This is a genomic window from Cryobacterium flavum (assembly GCF_900103805.1).
Lineage (GTDB): Bacteria > Actinomycetota > Actinomycetes > Actinomycetales > Microbacteriaceae > Cryobacterium > Cryobacterium flavum.
This window is the reverse complement of the sequence record NZ_FNIB01000011.1, coordinates 37,985-57,460: the sequence shown is the minus strand read 5'-3', so window position 1 is coordinate 57,460 and position 19,476 is coordinate 37,985. Positions and strand designations below refer to the sequence as shown.

Below are 19,476 nucleotides of genomic sequence, written 5' to 3'. Positions count from 1 at the left end.
CCGCTGTGAAAGCGGATGCCGCCACTCGCGTCAGTTGGGAACGTCGGCCTCTCCGTCGTCTTCGGCGACGTCTTCTTCGACGAACCGGTACGGAATGGGCTCCTCGGTCTCCCGACCGCGCCTGTAGGTGCGGGTGATCGTTTCCGTATCTTCGACCGACTCGAGCACCACGACGTCTTGGTAGGCACCGTCGATATATTCCAGCTCCACTTCGGTTCCGGCGGCGATCGGGTTCGGTCCAAAGAGAACTGCACGGTAGGTGGCGCTATGGCTCATGAGGGTGACCTTTCGACGAGAAACGGTTCGGTAGAGCGACAGCATACGACACACCGGCAGTCGTGCACAGGGCTGCCGGCGGGTTGGCCGGCTGAGCCGTGCCGCAAGATGCCGTTTGCGCTAAACCCGCGTATTCTCAAGGTGACGGGGCCCCACGGCTCGGCGCGAAGGAGTACACAATGGCTGACAAATCACCGAAAAAGGATGCAACCAAGAAGGTTGCCGACAAGTCCCTCAAGGAAAAGAGGGCCGACAAGAAGGCGAAGTCTGAAGAGACCGCTTCTCGGGCCCGCAAGAGCTAGGTTCCAACCAGCGCACGAGGTGCCGCCACGATCGTGGCGGCACCTCTTTTTTTCTCGCACCACTTCAATCCGCTGGGTTGATGTACCCGCTTGCGCCGTAGCATCCGCTCGGATGACGCGCCGTCTGCCACAGTGAAAGGACCAGCCATGACCCTGCCCACCGAAGACACCCGTGTGCTCTACCCGGGTGGCGCGGTCGACGCCCAGGCGACCGTTCTGCACTCCGAGCTGCTGCCGGGCGGCGGGTTTGCGGTTCTGCTCGACGTGACACCCGTGCATCCGGTCGACGCGGGCTGGCCCGACCAAGGCCCCGACCTCGCCCTGCTGCACCACGGCGCCGCCTTCTGGCCGGTCGAAGACTGCATCGTGGGCGCCACCGACGGGTCAGCGCTGTATATCGGCGAGGACATTCCGGTGGGCAAGGGAACGCCCGGCTGGGCCTTCGTCGTCGTGCACGTGGTCGAGACGGACGGGCTGTCGGCCGGCGACACCGTCACCGTCGAGGTCGACGAGGGTCTGCGCGACAGTACGAGCGCCGGGCACACGAGCTGCCACCTCGCCTCGCTCGCGCTCAACCTCGCACTCGCCGACCGTTGGAAAAAGGAGGTGCGCCCCGACGCCCTGGGCCATCCCGACTTCGACGGCCTCGCCATCGACGAGTCGCTGATCGGGCCGAACGCCTCGGTCGACACCTACCGGCTCGGCAAGTCGCTGCGCAAGAAGGGTTTCTCCGTGGACGGGTTCGCCGAGGCGCTGCCCCAGCTCGAAGCAGCCATCAACGCGACCCTCTTGGACTGGACATCAACGGAAGCCGCGGTGCACATCGACCGCGACGGCGACCTTTTGACCGATCGCCGCTACTGGGTCTGCGAGCTGCCGGGCACGAGCGTGCGAATCCCCTGTGGCGGCACCCACGTTTCGTCGCTCAGCACCCTCGGTGTCGTGAACGTGACGCTGGGCCTGCACGACCTGGACGGCACCGACGTTTTGACTATGAACACCTCCGCGACGCGCTAGCGGGTCGCGCGCGGTAGCCATCCGCTCGCTGAGGTGTGAGTCTGAGGCCATTTTGAGCAAAATTCGCACTCAAACTCACACCTCGGCGCACGAAACTCACGGGTCGATGACGCACCTCGGCGATCACCTCCTGACGCCCGCCTCGGGGGCTTACAATTGGGCGCTCGGTCCACTCGCGCAGAGAGGGCAATCTGGCGGGCCTCCTCCCCCAAGTCTTTGGCATTATGCACGGTCTTCAGGCGAGAGATTGCGCAATTGGGCTCATTGGCGCACAATTCAGGTGTACCAGGTCAGAGAGGACCAGCCATGAGCATTGTCATTGCCAGCACCGACATCGCCGCCACCCGCGGCATAGACGACGCAACGGCCTACCCCGAAACGGATGCCGCCAGCCCCGCTTTCTTCACCGGCCCCACCGCCGACTTCTTCTCCTACCAGGACCTGCTCTCCCCCGAGGAACAGCAGCTCGTAGCCCAGGCCCGTGCTGTGTTCGAACGCGAGATCCGCCCGGTCGTGGCCGAGCACTGGAACAACGCGACTTTCCCGTTCGAGATCATTCCCGTGCTCACCTCCCTCAACCTGGTTGAGCTGTGCGCCCGCGGCAACAATTTCTTGCTGCACGGGTTCATGACCCTCGAGCTCTCCCGGGTAGATGCCTCCATCTCCACCTTCGTCGGCGTGCATAGCGGACTGTTCGCGGCGGCCATTGCCCAGCTCGGCACCGACGACCAGCACGAACGCTACCTGGACGACGCCGTCTCCCTGCGCAAGATCGGAGCCTTCGCCCTCACCGAGCCGGAGCACGGCTCTGACGTTTCGCGCAATATGGAGACGACCGCCACGCGCAGCGGCTCCAGCTGGACCTTGAACGGCGTCAAGCGCTGGATCGGCAGCGGAACCTTCGCCGCCAACGTGCTGGTCTGGGCGCGCGACACCGCCGACGACCAGATCAAGGGCTTCATCGTCGACGCCACCCTGCCCGGCTACAAGGCCGAGGCCATCGAAAACAAGATCGCCCTGCGCATCGTGCAGAACGCCACGATCACCCTCGACAATGTCGTGGTCGCCGAGCGCGACCGCCTTCCGGGAGCCTCGAGCTTTCGCGACACCAACCGGCTGCTCACCAACTCCCGCGTGTGGGTCGGCTGGCAGACCGTCGGGCTGCAATTCGCCGCCTACGACCATGCCCTGCGCTATGCCCTCGAGCGCCAGCAGTTTGGCAAGCCGATCGCCTCGTTCCAGCTCGTGCAGGAGAAGCTCGTACGCATCCTCGAGAACGCGACGACGTCGCTCGGCACGATGGTACGCATCGCCCAGCTGCAGCAGGCCGGCACGCTGCGGCCCGAGCACGCCGCGCTGGCCAAGGCTTCCTCCAGCGCCCGCATGCGGGAGTCCGTGGCGCTCGGCCGTTCTGTGTTCGGCGGCAATGGAATCTCCACCGATTTCGGCATGGCCCGCGTCTTCGCCGACGCCGAAGCGCTGTACACCTACGAGGGTAGCTACGAAATCAACACCCTCGTGGTCGGCCGCGCCATCACCGGCATCTCCGCGTTCCAGTAGCGTTTTGCGGGCCCGGAGATCCCCAAGACGGATGCCGCTGGTCGCCTCACGACGCCGCCGAAGGGCCCTCGGCTTGGGCGGATCGATCGGACTCGGTGCCCTGCTCACCGCGTGCAGCACGGCCGAGCCCGGCTCAGCGACCACGGTGGCGACCTCGAGCGGCACGGCAACACTGACCCCGTCGACGAGCGCGGCCGGCGACATCGTGGCCAAGCTCGACGCGGTCGGGTCATCCTGCGGCACCGAGACCGAGTCGCGCACGGCCGGGCCGTATTACTTCGACGTGGATTCCATTCCCAGCGACCTGGCTCTGGTTCTGGCGGGTCTGGTGCCACGACCGACGGCAGCTACACCGAGGGCGATTCCGAGGCCACGCCCGGCGACGACGGCACCTATCTGCGCGGGGCCCAGGTCGCCGACGCCAACGGGATCGTGCAGTTCACGACGATCTGGCCGGGCTGGTATCGGGGCCGCACCGTGCACATCCACTTGAAGGTGCACGTCAACAAGGCCACCGTACTGACCGCCCAGGTCGGCTTCGATGATGACCGCAACGGGGTATCTGGGCTACATCAACCTCGATGTCGGCGTGGTCTGACGCATCCGTTCGCCAAGGTGTGAGTCCTAGCCCGAATTTGGCCGAGAATGGGCTCAAACTCACACCTCGGCGAAGCGGATGCTGCTAGGCGCGTTCGAAGATGGCCGCCAGGCCCTGCCCACCGCCGATGCACATGGTTTCGAGCAGGTAGCGTCCGTCGGTGCGCTGCAGGTGGCGGCTCGCGGTGGCGAGGATACGGGCGCCGGTCGCGCCGACCGGGTGACCGAGCGAGATGCCCGAGCCATTGACGTTGGTGCGGGCCCAGTCTTCGGGAACAAAGTTCCACTCCCGGCTGACGGCGAGCACCTGGGCGGCAAAGGCCTCGTTGAGTTCGATCAGGTCCATGTCGGCGAGAGTGAGCGCGGCGCGCTCGAGTGCGAGCTTCGTCGCGGGCACCGGGCCGAGGCCCATGCGGGATGGTTCGACTCCGGCGCGTGCCCACGATATAAGCCGCACGATCGGAGTCAGCCCGAGTTCAGCCGCCCGCTCCGGGGTGGTCACGATGCACGCGGCGGCGGCGTCGTTCTGGCCGCTGGCGTTGCCGGCGGTGACGGTGGCTGCGGCATCCGTTTTGCCCATGATCGGTGTGAGGCCTGCGAGGGCCTCGAGGGTGGTGTCGCGCGGAGTTTCGTCGACGGAGACGACGACGGGGCCCTTTCGACCGGGTACGGTGACCGGCACGATCTCGTCGACGAAGCGGCCGTCGGCGACGGCGGCGAGGGCGCGGCGCTGGGATTCCACAGCGAGCTGGTCTTGTTCAACGCGGTCGATGCTGTAGTCGCGGCGCAGGTTCTCGGCGGTTTCAAGCATGCCGCCGGGCACCGGATAGTTGCGTCCGCCGGCGGTCTCGCGGCCACGGCCGAGGGCGTCGCGCAGCAGCACGCCGGCGGTTCCGGCCAGGCCCCAGCGGGAATCGACAGTGTAGAGCGGGGCCTGGCTCATGACGTCGACGCCGCCGGCGATCAGGAGATCGCTGACGCCGGTTTGCACCTGCATCGCGGCGTCGAGGATGGCCTGCAGGCCGCTGCCGCAGCGGCGGTCGACCTGCACGCCGCCGACGGTGACGGGCAGGCCAGCGTTGAGGGCGGCGACCCGGGCAACGGGCGCGGCCTCGGCCGAGGGATAGGCCTGGCCGAAGATGACGTCATCGACGAGGGCGCCGTCGAGTCCGGTGCGTTCCAGCAGCGCGACGATGACCGCCGCAGCGAGGTCGGCCGGGGCGACGGTCTTGAACGCGCCGCCGAACCGGCCGATCGGCGTGCGGAGCGGTTCGCAGATGACGACCTGGCGGAGGGTGGTGGTGGTCATGCGGCGGCTCCGTTGCTGAGGGTGGTGGTGAAGCAATTCCGGGCTGGCACAGCGCCCCGGTCGCGACGGGCACACCGGGCGGGCAACCCGCACAGGGCGGTGCGGGTGTTTCGGACGGTCGTCGCGGCGAGCAGCATCACGTGCCAGCGCCGATCAGGGTCGTGATGGTGGTCGGCGGGGTCGGCACGAGCAGGGTGGCCTCGGTGGCGGCCTGTACCTCGGCGACGGTGACGCCAGGCGCGACCTCGCGCAGCACGAGGCCGTCAGGGCTGACGTCGATCACGGCGAGATCGGTGATGATGCGCGTGACGACGGCCTTGCCGGTCAGAGGCAGGTCGCAGACCTTCTTGATCTTGAACTCGCCGGTCCTGGTCGTGTGTTCCATGACGACGATGACGGTGTCGGCGCCGTGCACGAGGTCCATCGCGCCGCCCATGCCCTTGATCATCTTGCCGGGCACCGCCCAGTTGGCGATATCGCCGACCACGCTCACCTGCATGGCGCCGAGCACGGCCACATCGATCAGCCCGCCGCGGATCATGCCGAAGCTCTGCGCCGAGTCGAAGTACGCCGCTCCCGGGTTGACCGTGACGGTCTCTTTGCCGGCATTGATGAGCTTGGGGTCGGCCTCGCCCTCCCACGGGTACGGGCCCACGCCGAGCACACCGTTCTCGGAGTGCAGCACGACGTGCACGCCGTCGGGGAGAAAGTTCGGAATCAGCGTCGGGAGGCCTATGCCCAAATTGACATATGAGTCCGGGGCGAGCTCTTGGGCGGCGCGGGCAGCCATTTCGTTACGCGTGAGAGCCATCAGTTCGCCCCAGTTTCCGTCGACGGTCGCGGCCGCGTCGTCGTCTTCTCAATCGGCAGATCAGCGGCATCCACCGCGCCGAGTTGCACGATGCGGTTCACGTAGATGCCGGCGAGGTGCACCTCGTCGGGGTCGATCTGGCCGGGTTCGACCAGTTCGTCGACCTCGGCGATGGTGATGCGGCCGGCCATGCCGGCCACCGGGTTGAAGTTGCGGGCCGATTTCTCGAACACGAGGTTGCCGTGCCGGTCGCCCTTGGCTGCACGCACGAGGGCGTAATCGGTGACGATGGCCTCTTCGAGCACGTATTCCTTCTCGCTGCCGAGCGACGAGAACAGCCGGGTCTCCTTCGGCGGCGATGACACGGTGACCTCGCCGCCGGGGCCGTAGCGCCACGGCAGTCCGCCGTCGGCGACCATGGTGCCCACGCCACTCGCCGTGTAGAACGCCGGAATTCCGGTGCCGCCAGCGCGCAACCGCTCGGCCAGAGTGCCCTGCGGGGTGAGCTCAACCTCGAGCTCACCACCGAGGTAGCGGCGGGCGAAGTCCTTGTTCTCACCGATGTACGAAGCGATAACCCGGCTGATCCGGCCCTCGCGGAGCAGCTCGCCGAGCCCCCACCCATCGACGCCGCAGTTGTTCGACGCAACGTGCAGGTTGGTACTGCCGAGCGCGAGCAGCGCACGAATGAGCACGATCGGTACACCGACCAGGCCGAACCCGCCGACGGCGAGCGAGGCACCATCGGGAATGTCAGCGACGGCAGCCGCAGCGGAGGGATAGGTCTTGTCCATGGTTCGAAGTCCTTAGCTGGGCCGAATAGTGGTGTCGTCGGTGCAGGTATCAGCAGCCGCATCGAGCCCGGCAAAGGTCTCGCGGGCCACGGCGAATGCGGCGTTGGCGGCCGGTACGCCCGCATAGATTGCGGTGTGCAGAATCGCCTCGCTGATTTCGGCGCGGGTCAGCCCGTTGGTCAGGGCGGCCCGAACGTGCATCGCAAGCTCGCCCTCGTGCCCGCCGGTGACGAGCGCGGCGATGGTCAGAAAGCTGCGGGTGCGCCGGTCGAGGCCCGGCCTGGTCCAGACTTCGCCCCAGGCGTAGCGGGTGATGAAGTCCTGGAACACGGCGGTTTCGGGGGTGATCGCGGCGGTCGCCGCATCGACGTGCTTGTTGCCGAGTACCGCGCGGCGCACGACCATGCCGTCGTCATAAGCGGATGCTGCGGTGCGGCCTCCCGGCAGCGGCTCGGCCGCGGTGGTGGGTCGCGGCGCCGCGGAACCGACGTCGGCACCAGAACCGACGCCTCCACCAGAACCGGTACCCGAGGCACGACCAGCACCGGCCGGGCCCGGCGTAGCCGATACTCCCGCCACCCACTCCGCCAACAGCGCGCCGACCTCGGCCGGCCGCTCAAGCGACGGCAGGTGCGCGGCCCCGGCGATCACGGCCGATGTAGCGCCCGGGATGCGGGCAGCCAGCTCCTCGAGCTGCGCGGTCGGTGTCACCTCGTCGAACTCGCCCGAGACGCACAGAACGGGCGTGCGAATGCCGCTGAGGGCATCCGTTTGGTCGAAAACGGCGAGCGCCTCGCAGGCGAGTGCGTAGGATTCGTCGTCGATGTCGAGCAGCTGGTTGAGGGCGTGCGCGCCGGCCTTGGGGTCGCGGCCGAGAAAGTCGGTGGCGAACCAGCGGGAGGCGCTGCCGGCGATGAGCGAGGGGGTGCCGCTCGCCCGCACCCCGGCGGCTCGTTCGGTCCAGGCCTCGAACGAACCTATTTTTGCGCCGGAACAGAACACGGCGAGGCTCACGAGGCGGCCTGGGTGGTTCACGGCGAGGGCGAGGCCGATGGCGCCGCCGAGGGAGATTCCGGCGTAGTGAAACGTGTCGACACCAAGGGAATCGACGAGGCCAACGACGGCGTCGGCGACCTCCTCGAGGGTGAATGCGGCCGACGCCTTCGGGCTGAACCCGTGCCCGGGCAGGTTGTAACACAGCACCCGGTGGGTGGCGGCGAGCGCCGGCACGACGGTGGCCCAGAGGCCGGTGGTGGTGCCGAGCGAGGGGCCGAGCACGATCAGTGGCGCGTTGGCGTCTCCGTTTCGCGCCGGCTCGATGGTGCAGTGAATGACGGGCTGGGTCATGCGGTCCTCACGTCATTGTTGGATCGAGCATTGTTCGAGCGAGCATTGTTCGAGCGAGCGGGGGCGCCCACCTTCGCGTCGTCTCCTTCGACCATATCGGTAGAGTTGGCCGCCCGGGCACGCCGTGCGGCGGCATCCGATCGCTGGCGAAAGGCGCGCACGACGCGGTCGATGCCGGCCGCCGATTGGCCGGGCTGGCCCTCATAGTCGAAGGCCGCCCAGATCTGCGCGCGCAGTTCGTCGGAACAGCCCTCGGTGATGAGGATGCTCGCGAGGACAACCTGCAGCGGCCGGTTGGTAGCGAACGCCTCCTGGGACGCGCGTTCGACTAGCGCGAACGCCGTGGTCTTGCCGACGGTTTCGGCCAGAATCGTGGTGACTCGCTCACTGAACACAAGTCCGTCGGTCAGGTCGAGGTTGGCGCGCATGCGATCGGGGTCCACGTCGAGGCGAGCGACGAGCGACGCGGCACCGGTCACCGCCGAAATCGTGAGCCGTTCGAGCACCCGCAGCGACTGCCATTCGGCATGCCAGGCCCCGCTCGGGCGCTGGTCTTCAGCGAGCATGCTTCCATACAGAGTGGATGCGAGACCCGGCGTCTGCAGCGCCGCCGCAGTGATCAGCACGGCTGAGACGGGGTTGCGCTTGTGCGGCATAGCGCTGGAGCCTCCCTGGCCGGGGGCGAGGCGTTCGCTCACCTCGGCGATTTCGTTGCGGGAGAGCACCGACACGTCGAGAGCAAAGGTGCCGGCGACCCCGGTCGCGGCGGCCAGCACGGACGCCAGTTCGGAGATGACGACCCGGTTGGTGTGCCAGCTGAGGCGCGGCACGACTAGGCCGACATGGTCAGCGAACCGCTCCAGCACAGTGTCGAGAACCTCCGAGGCTGGTGTTTCACTGCGCCTGGCGCGGCCGATTTCGGTGAGCACGGAGAGGTTGCCGACGGCTCCGCCGAGTTGTACCGGCAGGGAGTCACGAATGCCTTCGAGACGGGTGACGATCAGCAGCACGGCGTCGAGCCAGCCGGCCGCGACGAAGCCGAAGCTCGTCGGCGAGGCCTGCTGGCCGAGGGTGCGGCCGCTCATCACGGTGCCGCGGTGTTCGTCGGCGAGGTCGGCGAGGTCGGCGCCGAAGGAATCGAGCTGGTGGATGAGCTCGCAGATGACCTTGCGGGCCACGATCATCGCGGCGGTGTCGAGAATATCCTGGCTGGTCGCGCCAACGTGAAGGTGGTCCGACGCCCCGGCACGCACCCGTTCGGCGGCGCGGCCGAGGTGTTTCACAAACGGAATCACCGGATTGCCGCCGTTTCTGGCTTCGGCAGCGATGGCGCGGAGGTCGAATTGCCTGGCATCCGCTAGCGCGTCGCAGACTGCGAGCATCCATTCGGGGGCCAGCTCGGCGTCGACGAGCGCGCGAGTCAGCGCAAGCTCGGCGTCGACCATCGCCTGCAACCAGGCCTGATCGCTCGTGAGCTCAGACTCGCGGGTGCCGTGGCTCAGCGGATTGAGCAGCCCGACATCAAAGGTGAAATTAGTCATCAAAGTCCAAAAATACTGTCTCGTTCTCGCCCTGAACGCGAATATCGAAGCGGTATGACTCGGCTCCCCCGACAATTCCCTCTGAGACACAGATGAGTGTGTTCCGGCGGTCAGCAGGCAGGCTGCTGAGCACGGCATCCGTCGCGTGCAGCGCGGCATCCTCGGCAAAGTAGGCCCTAGTGAACAGGTGGTGGGTGACTCCGCGAGCGAAGACCGTCACCAGAATATACGGCGCTGCGGTGCCGGCCGCCCCCGGTTTGAGCGTCGTGAAGGTGTAGTGCCCGGCGATCGTGGTCGCGCAGCGGCCGAACCCGGTGAAGGTGAAGCCGTCGCGGTCGAGACTGCCCAGCTCTCGCACGAGCGTGCCGCTCTCGTCGGCCTGCCAGATCTCGAGCAGGGCGTCGAGGATCGGCTCGCCGGCGCCGTCGGTGACGGTTCCGTGAAAGCGGATGGCGCGGGGATGGTACCCGGGAACCAGTTCAGGTCCGCCCGCATAGGGCAGGGCGTAGCCGTAGAACGGGCCGACGGTCTGCGACGGTGTTTGGAGCTTATTCATCGGCGTCTTCGCTTTCCATCCAGGTGGACTTCGGGCCGGTCAGCACGATGTCCCAGTTGTAGCCGAGCGAGAATTCGGGCACGCTCAGGCTGTGGTCGTACTGCCCGACCAGGCGGGCGCGAGCGTCGGCATCCGCTATCGACTGGTAGATCGGGTCGAGGGCGAACAGCGGGTCGCCGGGAAAGTACATTTGCGTGATCAGGCGCTGCGTGAACGCGGTGCCGAATAGTGAAAAGTGGATGTGGGCAGGTCGCCACGCATTCAGGTGGTTCTTCCACGGGTAGGGCCCGGGCTTGATGGTGGTGAACGAGTATTCGCCGCTGTCTCCGGTGATGGCGCGGCCGACTCCGGTGAAGTTGGGATCGAGCGGCGCTGGGTGCTGGTCGCGTTTGTGCACGTAGCGTCCGCCGGCGTTGGCCTGCCACAGTTCAATCAGCTGGTGTCGCACCGGGCGGCCCTCGCCGTCGAGCACACGGCCGCTCACTGTTATGCGTTCGCCGATCGGTTCGCCGGCGTGCTGGATGGTGAGGTCGCTCTCCAGCACGTTCACGTCGGTGTGGCCGAAGGCGGGTGAGACACGCTCGACCTCTTCCGGGTCGACGCGCACGAGCTCGTGGGTGGGGTGACGCAGCAGGGAACTGCGGTACGGGGCGTAGTCGCGGCGGGGCTGCATCTCGGGTGAGCCGCCGGCGGCGACGCGGGCGGCGGCATCCGCTTCGATCGCTTCGATCTCAATGGTGATGGAATCCTGAGATTCACGGCCAGAGCCCGGCGTAGGGGACGAAACGAAGTCGTGGGGCACGGTTTCTCCTAGCAACGGTGACAGGTGGATAACATGAGTCTGGCCGAGGGATAACCCTCGGCGAGGCGAGCTTCCGCTCAGTGGAAGTTTGGTCCCGGCAGGTCGCTTCCCAGTGAAGGGGGCACCAGATCGGGACGCTGCAAGTCGGTCATAGTTGCGATGATCATGTCGCCGACTAGCCGCCGGTAGTAGGAGTGCCGCTCGGGTTCGAGCAGGTCACGCCCAAATAGGGTGCGAAACGTGTAGCGGTTGGACACATGAAAGAAGCAATAGGCGCTGATCATGACATGGACGTCGAGCGCGTCGATGTCGGTGCGAAACTCCCCCGCAACCGCGCCACGGCGGAGCAGGTCCTGTAGGGCATCGATCGCGGTCGAGTTGAGATCGTGAATGACCGTCGACTTGCTGATGTGCTGGGCGCGATGGATGTTTTCGATACTCACGAGTCGAATGAAATCCGAGTGACTGGTGTGGTGGTCGTAGGTGAACTCTGCGAGCGCGCGTAAACCGTCTATCGGTGACAACTCAGCGACATCGAGTTCGCGTTCGACCGTTCGAATGAGCGCGTAGGCCGTTTCCATCACCTGCAGGTACAGGCTTTCCTTCGATTCGAAGTAGTAATAGATCATGCGCTTGGTGGTGCGCGTCAATTCCGCGATGCGGTCGACGCGGGCTCCGGCGAATCCGCTAGCGGCGAATTCAGCGGTAGCGACTTCGAGGATCTCTCGTTTCGTGCGTTCCGGATCGCGGCGGTTTCCGCCGTCCGCCGGTGTGATCGCGGTCATAGTGCTCCTTCGTACCCTCGCCGAATCCGTTCTCCGGTGGGGGAATCGGCCGACGCAGCCGCCGATTCCCCCACCCTACGCGGGGTGCACTGTTACACAGTGACCCGCGATGCCTGCTCAGTGCTAACTTGCTTCAGCCCGAGCTGACTCATCGGCGTCTGGAAGGTTTCCTTTGCCGTCGCGACGGCGATCACGTTGATGATGCAAATGATCGCCGTAATCACGGCCACGATGAACCAGGCGTTGGCTCCGTCGCCCGCCACTGCGATCGCGATGGTGGGGGCGAAACCGGCGACCGCGAATCCGATCTGGGTTCCAATGGCCATCCCCGACAAACGCACGGTAGCCGGAAACATCTCGGCGTAGAACGCCGGCCAGACGGCCGAGGTAGCGGTGTAGACAAAGCCGAACATGCCGATTCCGACCAGAAAAATGAGTGGATAATTCGCGATCGCGATGGCATAGAGATAGGCGAACATGAGCGCCGCGCAGCCCAGCGAGCCTGCGATGAAAACGGGCTTTCGTCCGACCCGATCGGAGAGCATAGCCCACAGCGGAATCGTGCCGAGCGCGGCGACATTGGCGAGCACGCCGACCCACAGCATGGTGGTTCGGTCCAGGCCCACGGTGTTCACCGCGAAGCTCAGTGCGTAGACCGTGAAAATGGTACTGACCGACGCGATCAGGGCTGCCGCGATAACGCGCAGGACCCCGCGCCAGTGGTCGCGGAACAGTACCCGCACGGGAACCTCGGCGACGACACCCCCGGCGACTTCCGCCGTGAATACCGGGGTTTCGTCAAGCGTGCGGCGAATCAGGAAGGCGACGACGATAACAATGGCGCTGATCCAGAACGGGATTCGCCAGCCCCAGCTGAGCAATTGGGCCTCGGGCAGCAGCGCCACAGGAATGAAGACGGCGGTGGCGAAGATCTGACCGGCCTGGGTGCCGCTGAGCGTGAAGCTGGTGAAGAACGCGCGGCGATGGTCAGGGGCGTGTTCCATCGACATGGAATTCGCACCGGCCTGCTCTCCACCAGCCGAGAACCCCTGGGCGAGGCGCAGCAGCACGAGCAGTACGGGTGCGGCGACGCCGATCTGCTCGTAGCTCGGGAGGAACCCGACTAGCACTGTCGAGATTCCCATGAGCAGCACTGTAAGCACGAGTACCTTCTTGCGCCCGACGGTGTCGCCGAGGTGACCGAGAACGAGGGCGCCGATCGGGCGGGCGAGGTAGCCGACGCCGAAGGTAGCCAGGGCGAGCAGGGTGCCGGCCAGCGGGTTGCTGTCGGGGAAGAATACGCGGCCGAAGACCAGTGCCGCAGCGGTGCCATAGATGAAGAAATCGTAGTATTCGAGAGCGCTGCCGATCCAGGCTGCGGCGGCGGCGCGGCGCGGGTTGGCCTTTGTGACGGCGGGTGCGGTGCTCGGGGTTGATCCAGGGGTCATCATTGATCCTCTTGTCAGTTATGTCTGAGTGTGGTCGGTGCCGGGTGGAACGGTCCTAGTCGGTCGGCCTCCCCCGCTCCTCGGCGCGTTGCGACGCAAGCCGCACTGGGGCGTTGGCTGCGCCGTATCCGTCGTAGCCCCGGGTTCGTTGCACGATCTCGAAGAAGACCTGGCCGATCGGCATCGTGTAGACGTGGAGAAAATCGCCCCGGTCGTCACGGTCGAAGAGAATCTCAATCGAGCGCAGAGTCTCGACTCTCTCAGCACCCAGGTCAAGCCGGGCGTCGAGGTCCTCGTAATAGTTCTGTGGAATCGGCAGCAGTCGGGTGCCCCTGGCCCGAAGCACAGAAACTGTCGCGACGAGATCGTTCGTGTGCAGTGCAACGTGGTTGGGGTAAACCTCCGTCTCCCCTGGCTGCAGCGGCGTCACGTTGAGAGCGAGACGGATGCCGCGGTCGGCTGTGACGAGGCTGCGGCTGCGGACCAGCCCGGCTTCGCCGGCGAGGTCGAGGCTGTCGGACACGGTGAGGCCGAGGATGCTCTGATAAAAGAGGACGGCCTCGTCGGCGCGCTGCCAAGGCTGCACCAGCGCGATGTGATCCACGTGTGTGATGCCGGTGTGAGGCAGAGTCGAAGACGCGGTCGGGACGCTGGCACCCGGGCCGAATTCAGCCAGCCAACCAGGGGTCTCGCCGGCGCGTTCGCTGAAATACACCTCCGTGCCGTCAGGCGCCAGGATACCGTTGAGAATGTCTTCGTCAGTGGCGCGGTCCCGGGGCAGCAGATGTGAGCGCAGGGCGACTGCCCGGGCGGACGCACACTGGACGTTGGAGACCTCGAACCCAATGGCCGCGACGCGCGGTCGCGTCCCCTCGAGGTCGCCGTTCACGATGATGTGCACATCGGCCTGCGACCAGAGCTGGGCGTTCTTGCGCTGGTGCTTGCCCCGGTGGATGAAGCCGAGTTGTGTCAGGAGGTCGTCGACTGCGGATCCATTGCCCGGTTGCACCTCGATGAAGCTGAAGCCGCGGCTGGCATCGACGTGGGGCAGCCCGGCAAGGAGGGCAGGAGCAGGCACAACATCAGTCACGGCAGATTCCGTCACAGCGAGCGGGAGCCGGGCCGCGCGGGCCGCGTCCTCGAGCAACACGAGGGAACGCCGGGCGTCTCGGGCGGTAACCCCGGGGTCGCCCTGCCGAAACACATCGTTGAAGACCTCCAGGGAGAGGGGTCCCTGGTATCCGGCGTGCACAACTCGGGCCACGAAATCAGCGAGGTCCCAGCTGCCCTCGCCCGGGAACAATCGGAAGTGCCGGCTCCAGCTGAGCACGTCGAGGTTCATGAGCGGGGCATCCGCCAACTGGCAGAAGAAGATCTTCTCACCCGGGATGGTTGCGATCGCGCCGAGATCGCTTCCGCGGGACAGAATGTGGAAGCTGTCGAGGCAGACGCCGAGGGCGTCGTGGTCGACCTGCTCGACCAGGCGCCAGGCGTGGTCGTAGGTGGAGACGAATTTTCCCCAGGCGAGCGCCTCGTAGGCGACGCGCACGCCGTGTTGTGAGGCCAGCACCGCCAAAGCTCCAAGCTGGTCGACGGCAACCGATTCCCCGGGGAGAGTAGCGGTGCCCACATTGGAGCACAGCAGCATGGTGTCAACGCCAAGACGGTTCATGAGCTCAAATTTGTGATCAGCGCGGCGGAGGTTGCGAGCGAGTTGGTCTGGTGCGACTCCTTCGAAATCACGGAACGGCTGGTAGAGGTCGATCGAGAGGCCGAGGTCGGCGGAGCGGGCCACGACCTCCTCCGGTGACATCCGACTCGTGACCAGGTCGAGTTCAAACAGCTCGTAACCGTCGAATCCGGCATCGGCGATGGCCGTGAGCTTGTCGCCGAGCGACCCGCTGATGCACACGGTCGCGATAGAGGAGCGCATCAGACCCGCCCCCAGGCCGCAACGACGCGTGAGGCCGCGCCGTCGCCGAGCAGTTCCAGGAAATGCGTGCGCATGCGTATTGCGTCGGGTTCGGAACCGGTGATCAAGCGGATGCTGTCGACGGCCTGGCCCACAGCCATACGTCCTCCGTCGAGCACCTCGTGGCCAAGCGAGCGTGCCGCTCGCAATAACTCAGTATCGATCGGGCGGTAGACGATGTCGGCGACCCACGCAGTCGCGGCGAGCGCGGTCACGTCGACGGGAAGTCCGGGGTGTTCCTTCATGCCGGTCGGGGTAGCGTGCACGACGCCATCGGCGGTGGCCAGATCGGTGTGCAGGGAATCCGTGGTGCTCACGCACACCTCCTGGTCGGGAAACAGCGGAGCATAGGCGTTGACCAGGGCTTGTGCGCGCTCGGGCAGCACGTCCACGATCGCGAGCCGGTGCACGCCGAGTGTCAGCAGCGCGTAGGCCGTGGCGCTGCCGGCACCACCGGAACCGAACTGCACAATGCGGTTGCGCCGCGCATCGGGAAGTCCGGTGAGCAGGGCTGAGCGAAACCCGGTCCAGTCCGTGTTGTGACCGATCAGCCGACCGCTCTCGATGAGCACCAGGTTCACGGCACCGATGTGTTCGGCGGCCGGAGTGAGCTCGTCGAGGAACGGGATGACGAGTTGTTTACAGGGGTGCGTCACGTTGAGGGCTGCAAAGCCCTGCTCGCGCGCTTCCGCTAGTATCGCGCCGACCTCTTCCGGCGCTCGTCCCGATTCGAGCAGGTCGAGAATGCGGTATTCGTAGTCGAAGCCGAGGTGGCGACCCTCGCGCTCGTGCATCGGCGGGGTCAACGATGCGGTGATGCCCTCGCCGATGAGCCCGACGAGAAATTCGGTCGGCGCAGTCATTCGACAGCTCCTGCCGTGTTGTGGAAGGCATCCACTTGGGCTACCCGGCTAGCGAGCAGCTCCAGGGCAAAGTCGTAGCCCTTGGGACCAGCGCCGACGATTACAGATTCTGCGATGTCAGACAGGAAGGAGTGGCGGCGGAACGGTTCACGGGCGTGCACGTTAGTGAGGTGCACCTCGACCATCGGCAAGGCCACGGCCGAGATCGCATCGCGGATTGCGACCGACGTGTGGGTGAATGCGCCAGCGTTGATAATGATTCCCGCTGCGCGCTGACGCATGGCGTGGATCGCGTCGATCAACACGCCCTCATGGTTGCTCTGCACGAATTTGACGTCCACGCCCACCCGCTCAGCCGTACCGGAAATTCGTTGTTCGAGGTCGGCGAGGCTGGTGGTGCCGTACTTCGCCGGCTCTCGGGAACCGAGCAGGTTCAGGTTCGGTCCGTTCACCACGAGCACGAGCGGGCGTTCGGGCCGGTCGGAAATCGTCATTGATTCATGTCCTTGGTTACGAGGCTTATTAAGTACGGACTAGTTAGTACATTATGGAAATGCTGGACCTTCTTGTCAAGGCCCCGGGCAAGGTTCGACTCGAATGTGACCAAGAGCAGGCGTCTCGCGGTCCGAGCAGGGGCAAGATTAAAGCAGGAGGCCGGTGTACTGCTCGGCGAGCATGCACTGGGCGAGCGGCGAGTGGGTGACGTAGTCGAGCTGGCCGAGCTGGCTGCGGTAATCGAACGCGCCGGTCTGCAGATCGCCGGGGCTGGTGTGCAGCATCTCGGTCATCCAGCGGGAGAACTGTTGCACCCGCCACTGCCGGGCCAGCGCGGTCTCGCTGTACCGACCGAGCAGCGTCTCGTCTTGGGCGTAGAAGGCGGTGAGCGCCCCGGCGAGCTGGGTGACGTCGGAGATGGCCGAGTTGAGGCCCTTCGCGCCGGTCGGCGGCACGATGTGGCCGGCGTCGCCGACTAGAAACAGGTTGCCGTAGGCGAGCCGCGACGCCACGAAGCTGCGCATCGGGGTGATCGATTTGTCGGTGATCGGGCCTTGGTTCAGGGTCCAGCCGGGCGTGCCGAGCCGGGTCTGCAGAGCTTCCCAGATGCGGTCGTCCGACCAGTTCTTGATATCGTCGGCCGGATCGACCTGCAGGTACAGCCGGGAGACGACCGGCGAGCGCATCGAGAGCATCGCGAAACCATCTTCGTGCAGCGCGTAGACGAGTTCGTCCGAGGACGGTGCCACGTCAGCGAGAATGCCAAGCCAGGCGTAGGGGTAGCTGCGGTCGAACAGGGTGATTTCTTCGGCAGGGATCGACGCGCGGCAGATGCCGTGAAATCCGTCGGCACCCACCACGAAGTCGGCGTCGATGGTGTGCGCTTCGCCATCGTGTACGAAGGTCACGCTCGGGTTCTTCGTGGTGAGCGAGTCGACGGCCACATCGGAGGCTTCGTAGTAGATCGTCGATCCGGCCTGCTCGTGGGCTGTGACGAGGTCTTTCACGACCTGCTGCTGGCCGTAGACGGTGACTGTGCGGCCGATCAGCTCGTTGAAGTTCACATTGTGTCGCTCACCGGCATATTGCAGAAAGATTCCGTCGTGCTGCAGGCCCTCGGATGCGAGGCGGTCACCCAGCCCGAGGCGGGTCAGGGTCTCGACCGAGCCCTGTTCCAGCACGCCGGCGCGGATGCGCCCCTGCACGTAGTCCTGCGAGCGGTTTTCGACGACGATCGAGTCGATGCCGGCATCACGCAGGGCCCAGCTCAGGAGAAGTCCGGCTGGACCGGCGCCGATGATAGCGACGCGGGTTGTTTCGTGGGGCACGGGTTCTCCTAGCGACGATGACAGGGGGTGTTGCGATCAGTGTGCCGGTCTGGGCCAGACGCTGCTGGACGTATTCCGCTCAGTGAAAGTTGAGTTGTCGATGGGCTTTGGGTGGCTACTGCTGGGCACGCCGGTAGCCGAGGGCACGGCTGACACCCTGCGCGGCAACGCGCACGGCCCGCTCCTGCTCGGGGTTGGCGGTGTCAGTGGTGCGGATCACGATCGACACGGCGGCCACGACCAGCCCGGTCCGATCCCGGATCGGAGCGGCAATCGAACTGGAGCCCAGCGTCATCTCCTCGGACATGCGGGCCACGCCGGTCAGACGAATCTCGGCCAGTCGTCGGCGCACGGCGTCCGGCTCTGTCACCGTGCCGGGAAGAAAGCGCTCCAGACTCGTTGCCAGATAGTCCTGCACGACATCGGTTGGAGCGTGTGCCAGGAGCACGAGGCCAACCCCGGTGGAGTGCAGCGGCAGACGCGCACCCACCCGTGAGGTCAGGCGAACAGCGTGGTGCCCGGATAGCTTCTCCAAATAGAGGGCATCTCGCCCGTCAAGAATGGCGAGGTGCACGTGTTCCCGCGTCGTCTCGTAGAGGTCTTCCAGATAGGGCAGCGCGATCGTGCGCAGGTTGCGGGCCGTCGGAGTCTGCACGCCCAGCTCCCACAACTTCATGCCGAGCGAATACTGGCCATTGTCCTGGCGGGTCAGGCCGCCCCAGCCGACCCACTCCGCGACCAGCCGATGAGTGGTCGAGAGGGGAAGGCCGGCGCGTTGGGCGATCGCCGTGAGGGAGAGTGTGAAGGACGTCGCCCCGGCGGGCGTGGCGAAGGCGTCGAGGATGGCGAAGAGTCGCGCCGCGACGGAACGATCGTCGACGGCCGCGCCGCCTCCGCTCGCTAGCCTTTGTGCAGGTTTTCCACTCATTACCCGCCACGCTACAGCTATGCACCAAGAACTTCCACTGAATGGAACCCGTCGGTGGCCACCGGCATCCGCTCCACCCGTTGTGCGCCGCGCGGCCGGCCTGGCTGCCGGCATCCGCTCCACCGCTGCGCACAGAACTCCTGCAATTTGCACGTTCGCCAGAATCCCAGCCCGCAATCACACGGAAGTCTGCGGAGCGCTACAGAAATTGCAGGAGTTATGCCGGGCGAAGAGCAGACACGCCTGCCCAATGCACTCGTTGCGTGGCAATTCGGCCCACGACAGGCCACGATGAACCGATTGAGGTCCAAAATCGAGGAGACAGTCATGACCGACACGAGCATCGGAACCGGCAGCAAGGACGACCCGTGGGTGCTGCGCACTCCGCCCGGGTCGTCGGAGTACCTCATGTATCGCGACGAGGCGGCGACTCCCCCGGCGCTCATCTGCAAGGTCGGGTCCACTACGCTCTCCTATCGACTGAGCTGCATTGAGGACCTGCACGCCATGCTCAAACAGAACGGTGATTGGGTCGAGCTGGGCGCCGCCGACGAGAAGAAGAAGGCCAAGCCCGACACCGTCGAGGCCTGGGGCCGCGCAGAGAGCAACCCGGTCGGCGGCTGGTACGGCCTGAAGAACGGGTTTCGCGTTCGGTTCGGGATGTACGTGCCGCCGCTGCTCGAAGCCCTCGGCCTTGCCGAGGTCGAGCACAACCCGCGCAATAACCGGATGCGCGCGCTCTGAG

20 protein-coding genes are annotated in these 19,476 nt (G+C 65.9%); 5 read left to right on the top strand and 15 right to left on the bottom strand.

All coding sequences use genetic code 11. From position 1 onward, the window contains the following. Positions 1-30 precede the first annotated feature (30 nt). On the bottom strand, positions 31-276 hold the full coding sequence (locus tag BLS91_RS15140; RefSeq protein ID WP_134505318.1) for a hypothetical protein: 246 nt from the start codon (positions 274-276) through the stop codon (positions 31-33). Positions 277-455: 179 nt separating this feature from the next. On the opposite strand from BLS91_RS15140, the gene BLS91_RS20985 reads away from it, so the two are divergent. From BLS91_RS20985 to BLS91_RS15125, 4 genes are all read left to right on the top strand, one after another. Continuing rightward, on the top strand, positions 456-578 hold the full coding sequence (locus BLS91_RS20985; RefSeq protein WP_255408738.1) for a hypothetical protein: 123 nt from the start codon (positions 456-458) through the stop codon (positions 576-578). Between the two features lie 147 nt (positions 579-725). Further along, the gene (locus tag BLS91_RS15135; protein ID WP_092341592.1) at positions 726-1,595 is read left to right on the top strand and encodes an alanyl-tRNA editing protein; all 870 of its coding nucleotides are present in this window, start codon (positions 726-728) and stop codon (positions 1,593-1,595) included. Between the two features lie 306 nt (positions 1,596-1,901). Continuing rightward, positions 1,902-3,155, top strand: coding sequence for an acyl-CoA dehydrogenase family protein (locus tag BLS91_RS15130; RefSeq protein WP_092341591.1), 1,254 nt, complete (start codon positions 1,902-1,904; stop codon positions 3,153-3,155). A gap of 111 nt (positions 3,156-3,266) precedes the next feature. Continuing rightward, positions 3,267-3,776: a peptidase associated/transthyretin-like domain-containing protein gene (locus BLS91_RS15125; protein WP_092341590.1), complete on the top strand. Its 510-nt coding sequence runs from the start codon at positions 3,267-3,269 to the stop codon at positions 3,774-3,776. Positions 3,777-3,837: 61 nt separating this feature from the next. Here BLS91_RS15125 and BLS91_RS15120 read toward each other — a convergent pair whose 3' ends face one another. The 14 genes from BLS91_RS15120 to BLS91_RS15055 form a co-directional block, all read right to left on the bottom strand. Next, positions 3,838-5,061 carry an acetyl-CoA C-acetyltransferase gene (locus BLS91_RS15120; RefSeq protein ID WP_092341589.1) on the bottom strand — a complete coding sequence of 408 codons (1,224 nt, stop codon included), beginning with the start codon at positions 5,059-5,061 and terminating at the stop codon, positions 3,838-3,840. Positions 5,062-5,197: 136 nt separating this feature from the next. After that, entirely contained in the window at positions 5,198-5,872 is a 675-nt protein-coding gene (locus BLS91_RS15115) for a 3-oxoacid CoA-transferase subunit B (protein WP_092341588.1), read from the bottom strand. Next, the gene (locus tag BLS91_RS15110) at positions 5,872-6,666 is read right to left on the bottom strand and encodes a CoA transferase subunit A (RefSeq protein ID WP_092341587.1); all 795 of its coding nucleotides are present in this window, start codon (positions 6,664-6,666) and stop codon (positions 5,872-5,874) included. Before BLS91_RS15110 ends, BLS91_RS15115 begins: the two co-directional genes overlap by 1 nt. A gap of 12 nt (positions 6,667-6,678) precedes the next feature. Beyond that, positions 6,679-8,013, bottom strand: coding sequence for a bifunctional 3-oxoadipate enol-lactonase/4-carboxymuconolactone decarboxylase PcaDC (gene pcaDC, locus BLS91_RS21060; RefSeq protein ID WP_092341586.1), 1,335 nt, complete (start codon positions 8,011-8,013; stop codon positions 6,679-6,681). Next, complete coding sequence (locus BLS91_RS15100) at positions 8,010-9,554, bottom strand: lyase family protein (RefSeq protein WP_092341585.1); 1,545 nt, start codon at positions 9,552-9,554, stop codon at positions 8,010-8,012. Before BLS91_RS15100 ends, pcaDC begins: the two co-directional genes overlap by 4 nt. Further along, complete coding sequence (gene pcaG, locus BLS91_RS15095) at positions 9,547-10,110, bottom strand: protocatechuate 3,4-dioxygenase subunit alpha (RefSeq protein WP_092341584.1); 564 nt, start codon at positions 10,108-10,110, stop codon at positions 9,547-9,549. Before pcaG ends, BLS91_RS15100 begins: the two co-directional genes overlap by 8 nt. Continuing rightward, a complete protein-coding gene (gene pcaH, locus BLS91_RS15090) occupies positions 10,103-10,912 on the bottom strand; it encodes a protocatechuate 3,4-dioxygenase subunit beta (RefSeq protein ID WP_241983151.1) in 810 nt (269 codons plus the stop codon). Before pcaH ends, pcaG begins: the two co-directional genes overlap by 8 nt. 77 nt (positions 10,913-10,989) lie before the next feature. Continuing rightward, complete coding sequence (locus tag BLS91_RS15085; protein WP_092341583.1) at positions 10,990-11,697, bottom strand: TetR/AcrR family transcriptional regulator; 708 nt, start codon at positions 11,695-11,697, stop codon at positions 10,990-10,992. A 92-nt stretch (positions 11,698-11,789) separates the two neighbouring features. Next, on the bottom strand, positions 11,790-13,145 hold the full coding sequence (locus BLS91_RS15080) for an MFS transporter (RefSeq protein WP_174774994.1): 1,356 nt from the start codon (positions 13,143-13,145) through the stop codon (positions 11,790-11,792). 55 nt (positions 13,146-13,200) lie between these two features. Then, the gene (locus BLS91_RS15075) at positions 13,201-15,078 is read right to left on the bottom strand and encodes a bifunctional sugar phosphate isomerase/epimerase/4-hydroxyphenylpyruvate dioxygenase family protein (RefSeq protein ID WP_092341581.1); all 1,878 of its coding nucleotides are present in this window, start codon (positions 15,076-15,078) and stop codon (positions 13,201-13,203) included. Next, positions 15,078-15,980: a shikimate dehydrogenase gene (locus BLS91_RS15070; protein WP_092341580.1), complete on the bottom strand. Its 903-nt coding sequence runs from the start codon at positions 15,978-15,980 to the stop codon at positions 15,078-15,080. Before BLS91_RS15070 ends, BLS91_RS15075 begins: the two co-directional genes overlap by 1 nt. After that, positions 15,977-16,474, bottom strand: coding sequence for a type II 3-dehydroquinate dehydratase (aroQ, locus tag BLS91_RS15065; protein WP_092341579.1), 498 nt, complete (start codon positions 16,472-16,474; stop codon positions 15,977-15,979). The genes BLS91_RS15070 and aroQ overlap by 4 nt, the downstream gene beginning before the upstream one ends. A 147-nt stretch (positions 16,475-16,621) precedes the next feature. Further along, entirely contained in the window at positions 16,622-17,803 is a 1,182-nt protein-coding gene (locus tag BLS91_RS15060; RefSeq protein WP_092341578.1) for a 4-hydroxybenzoate 3-monooxygenase, read from the bottom strand. Positions 17,804-17,918: 115 nt separating this feature from the next. Continuing rightward, positions 17,919-18,731: an IclR family transcriptional regulator gene (locus tag BLS91_RS15055; RefSeq protein WP_092341577.1), complete on the bottom strand. Its 813-nt coding sequence runs from the start codon at positions 18,729-18,731 to the stop codon at positions 17,919-17,921. A gap of 327 nt (positions 18,732-19,058) precedes the next feature. Here BLS91_RS15055 and BLS91_RS15050 point away from each other — a divergent pair, with 327 nt between their 5' ends. After that, positions 19,059-19,475, top strand: a complete 417-nt coding sequence (locus tag BLS91_RS15050; protein WP_174774995.1) for a DUF6855 family protein — start codon at positions 19,059-19,061, stop codon at positions 19,473-19,475. Position 19,476 lies beyond the last annotated feature (1 nt).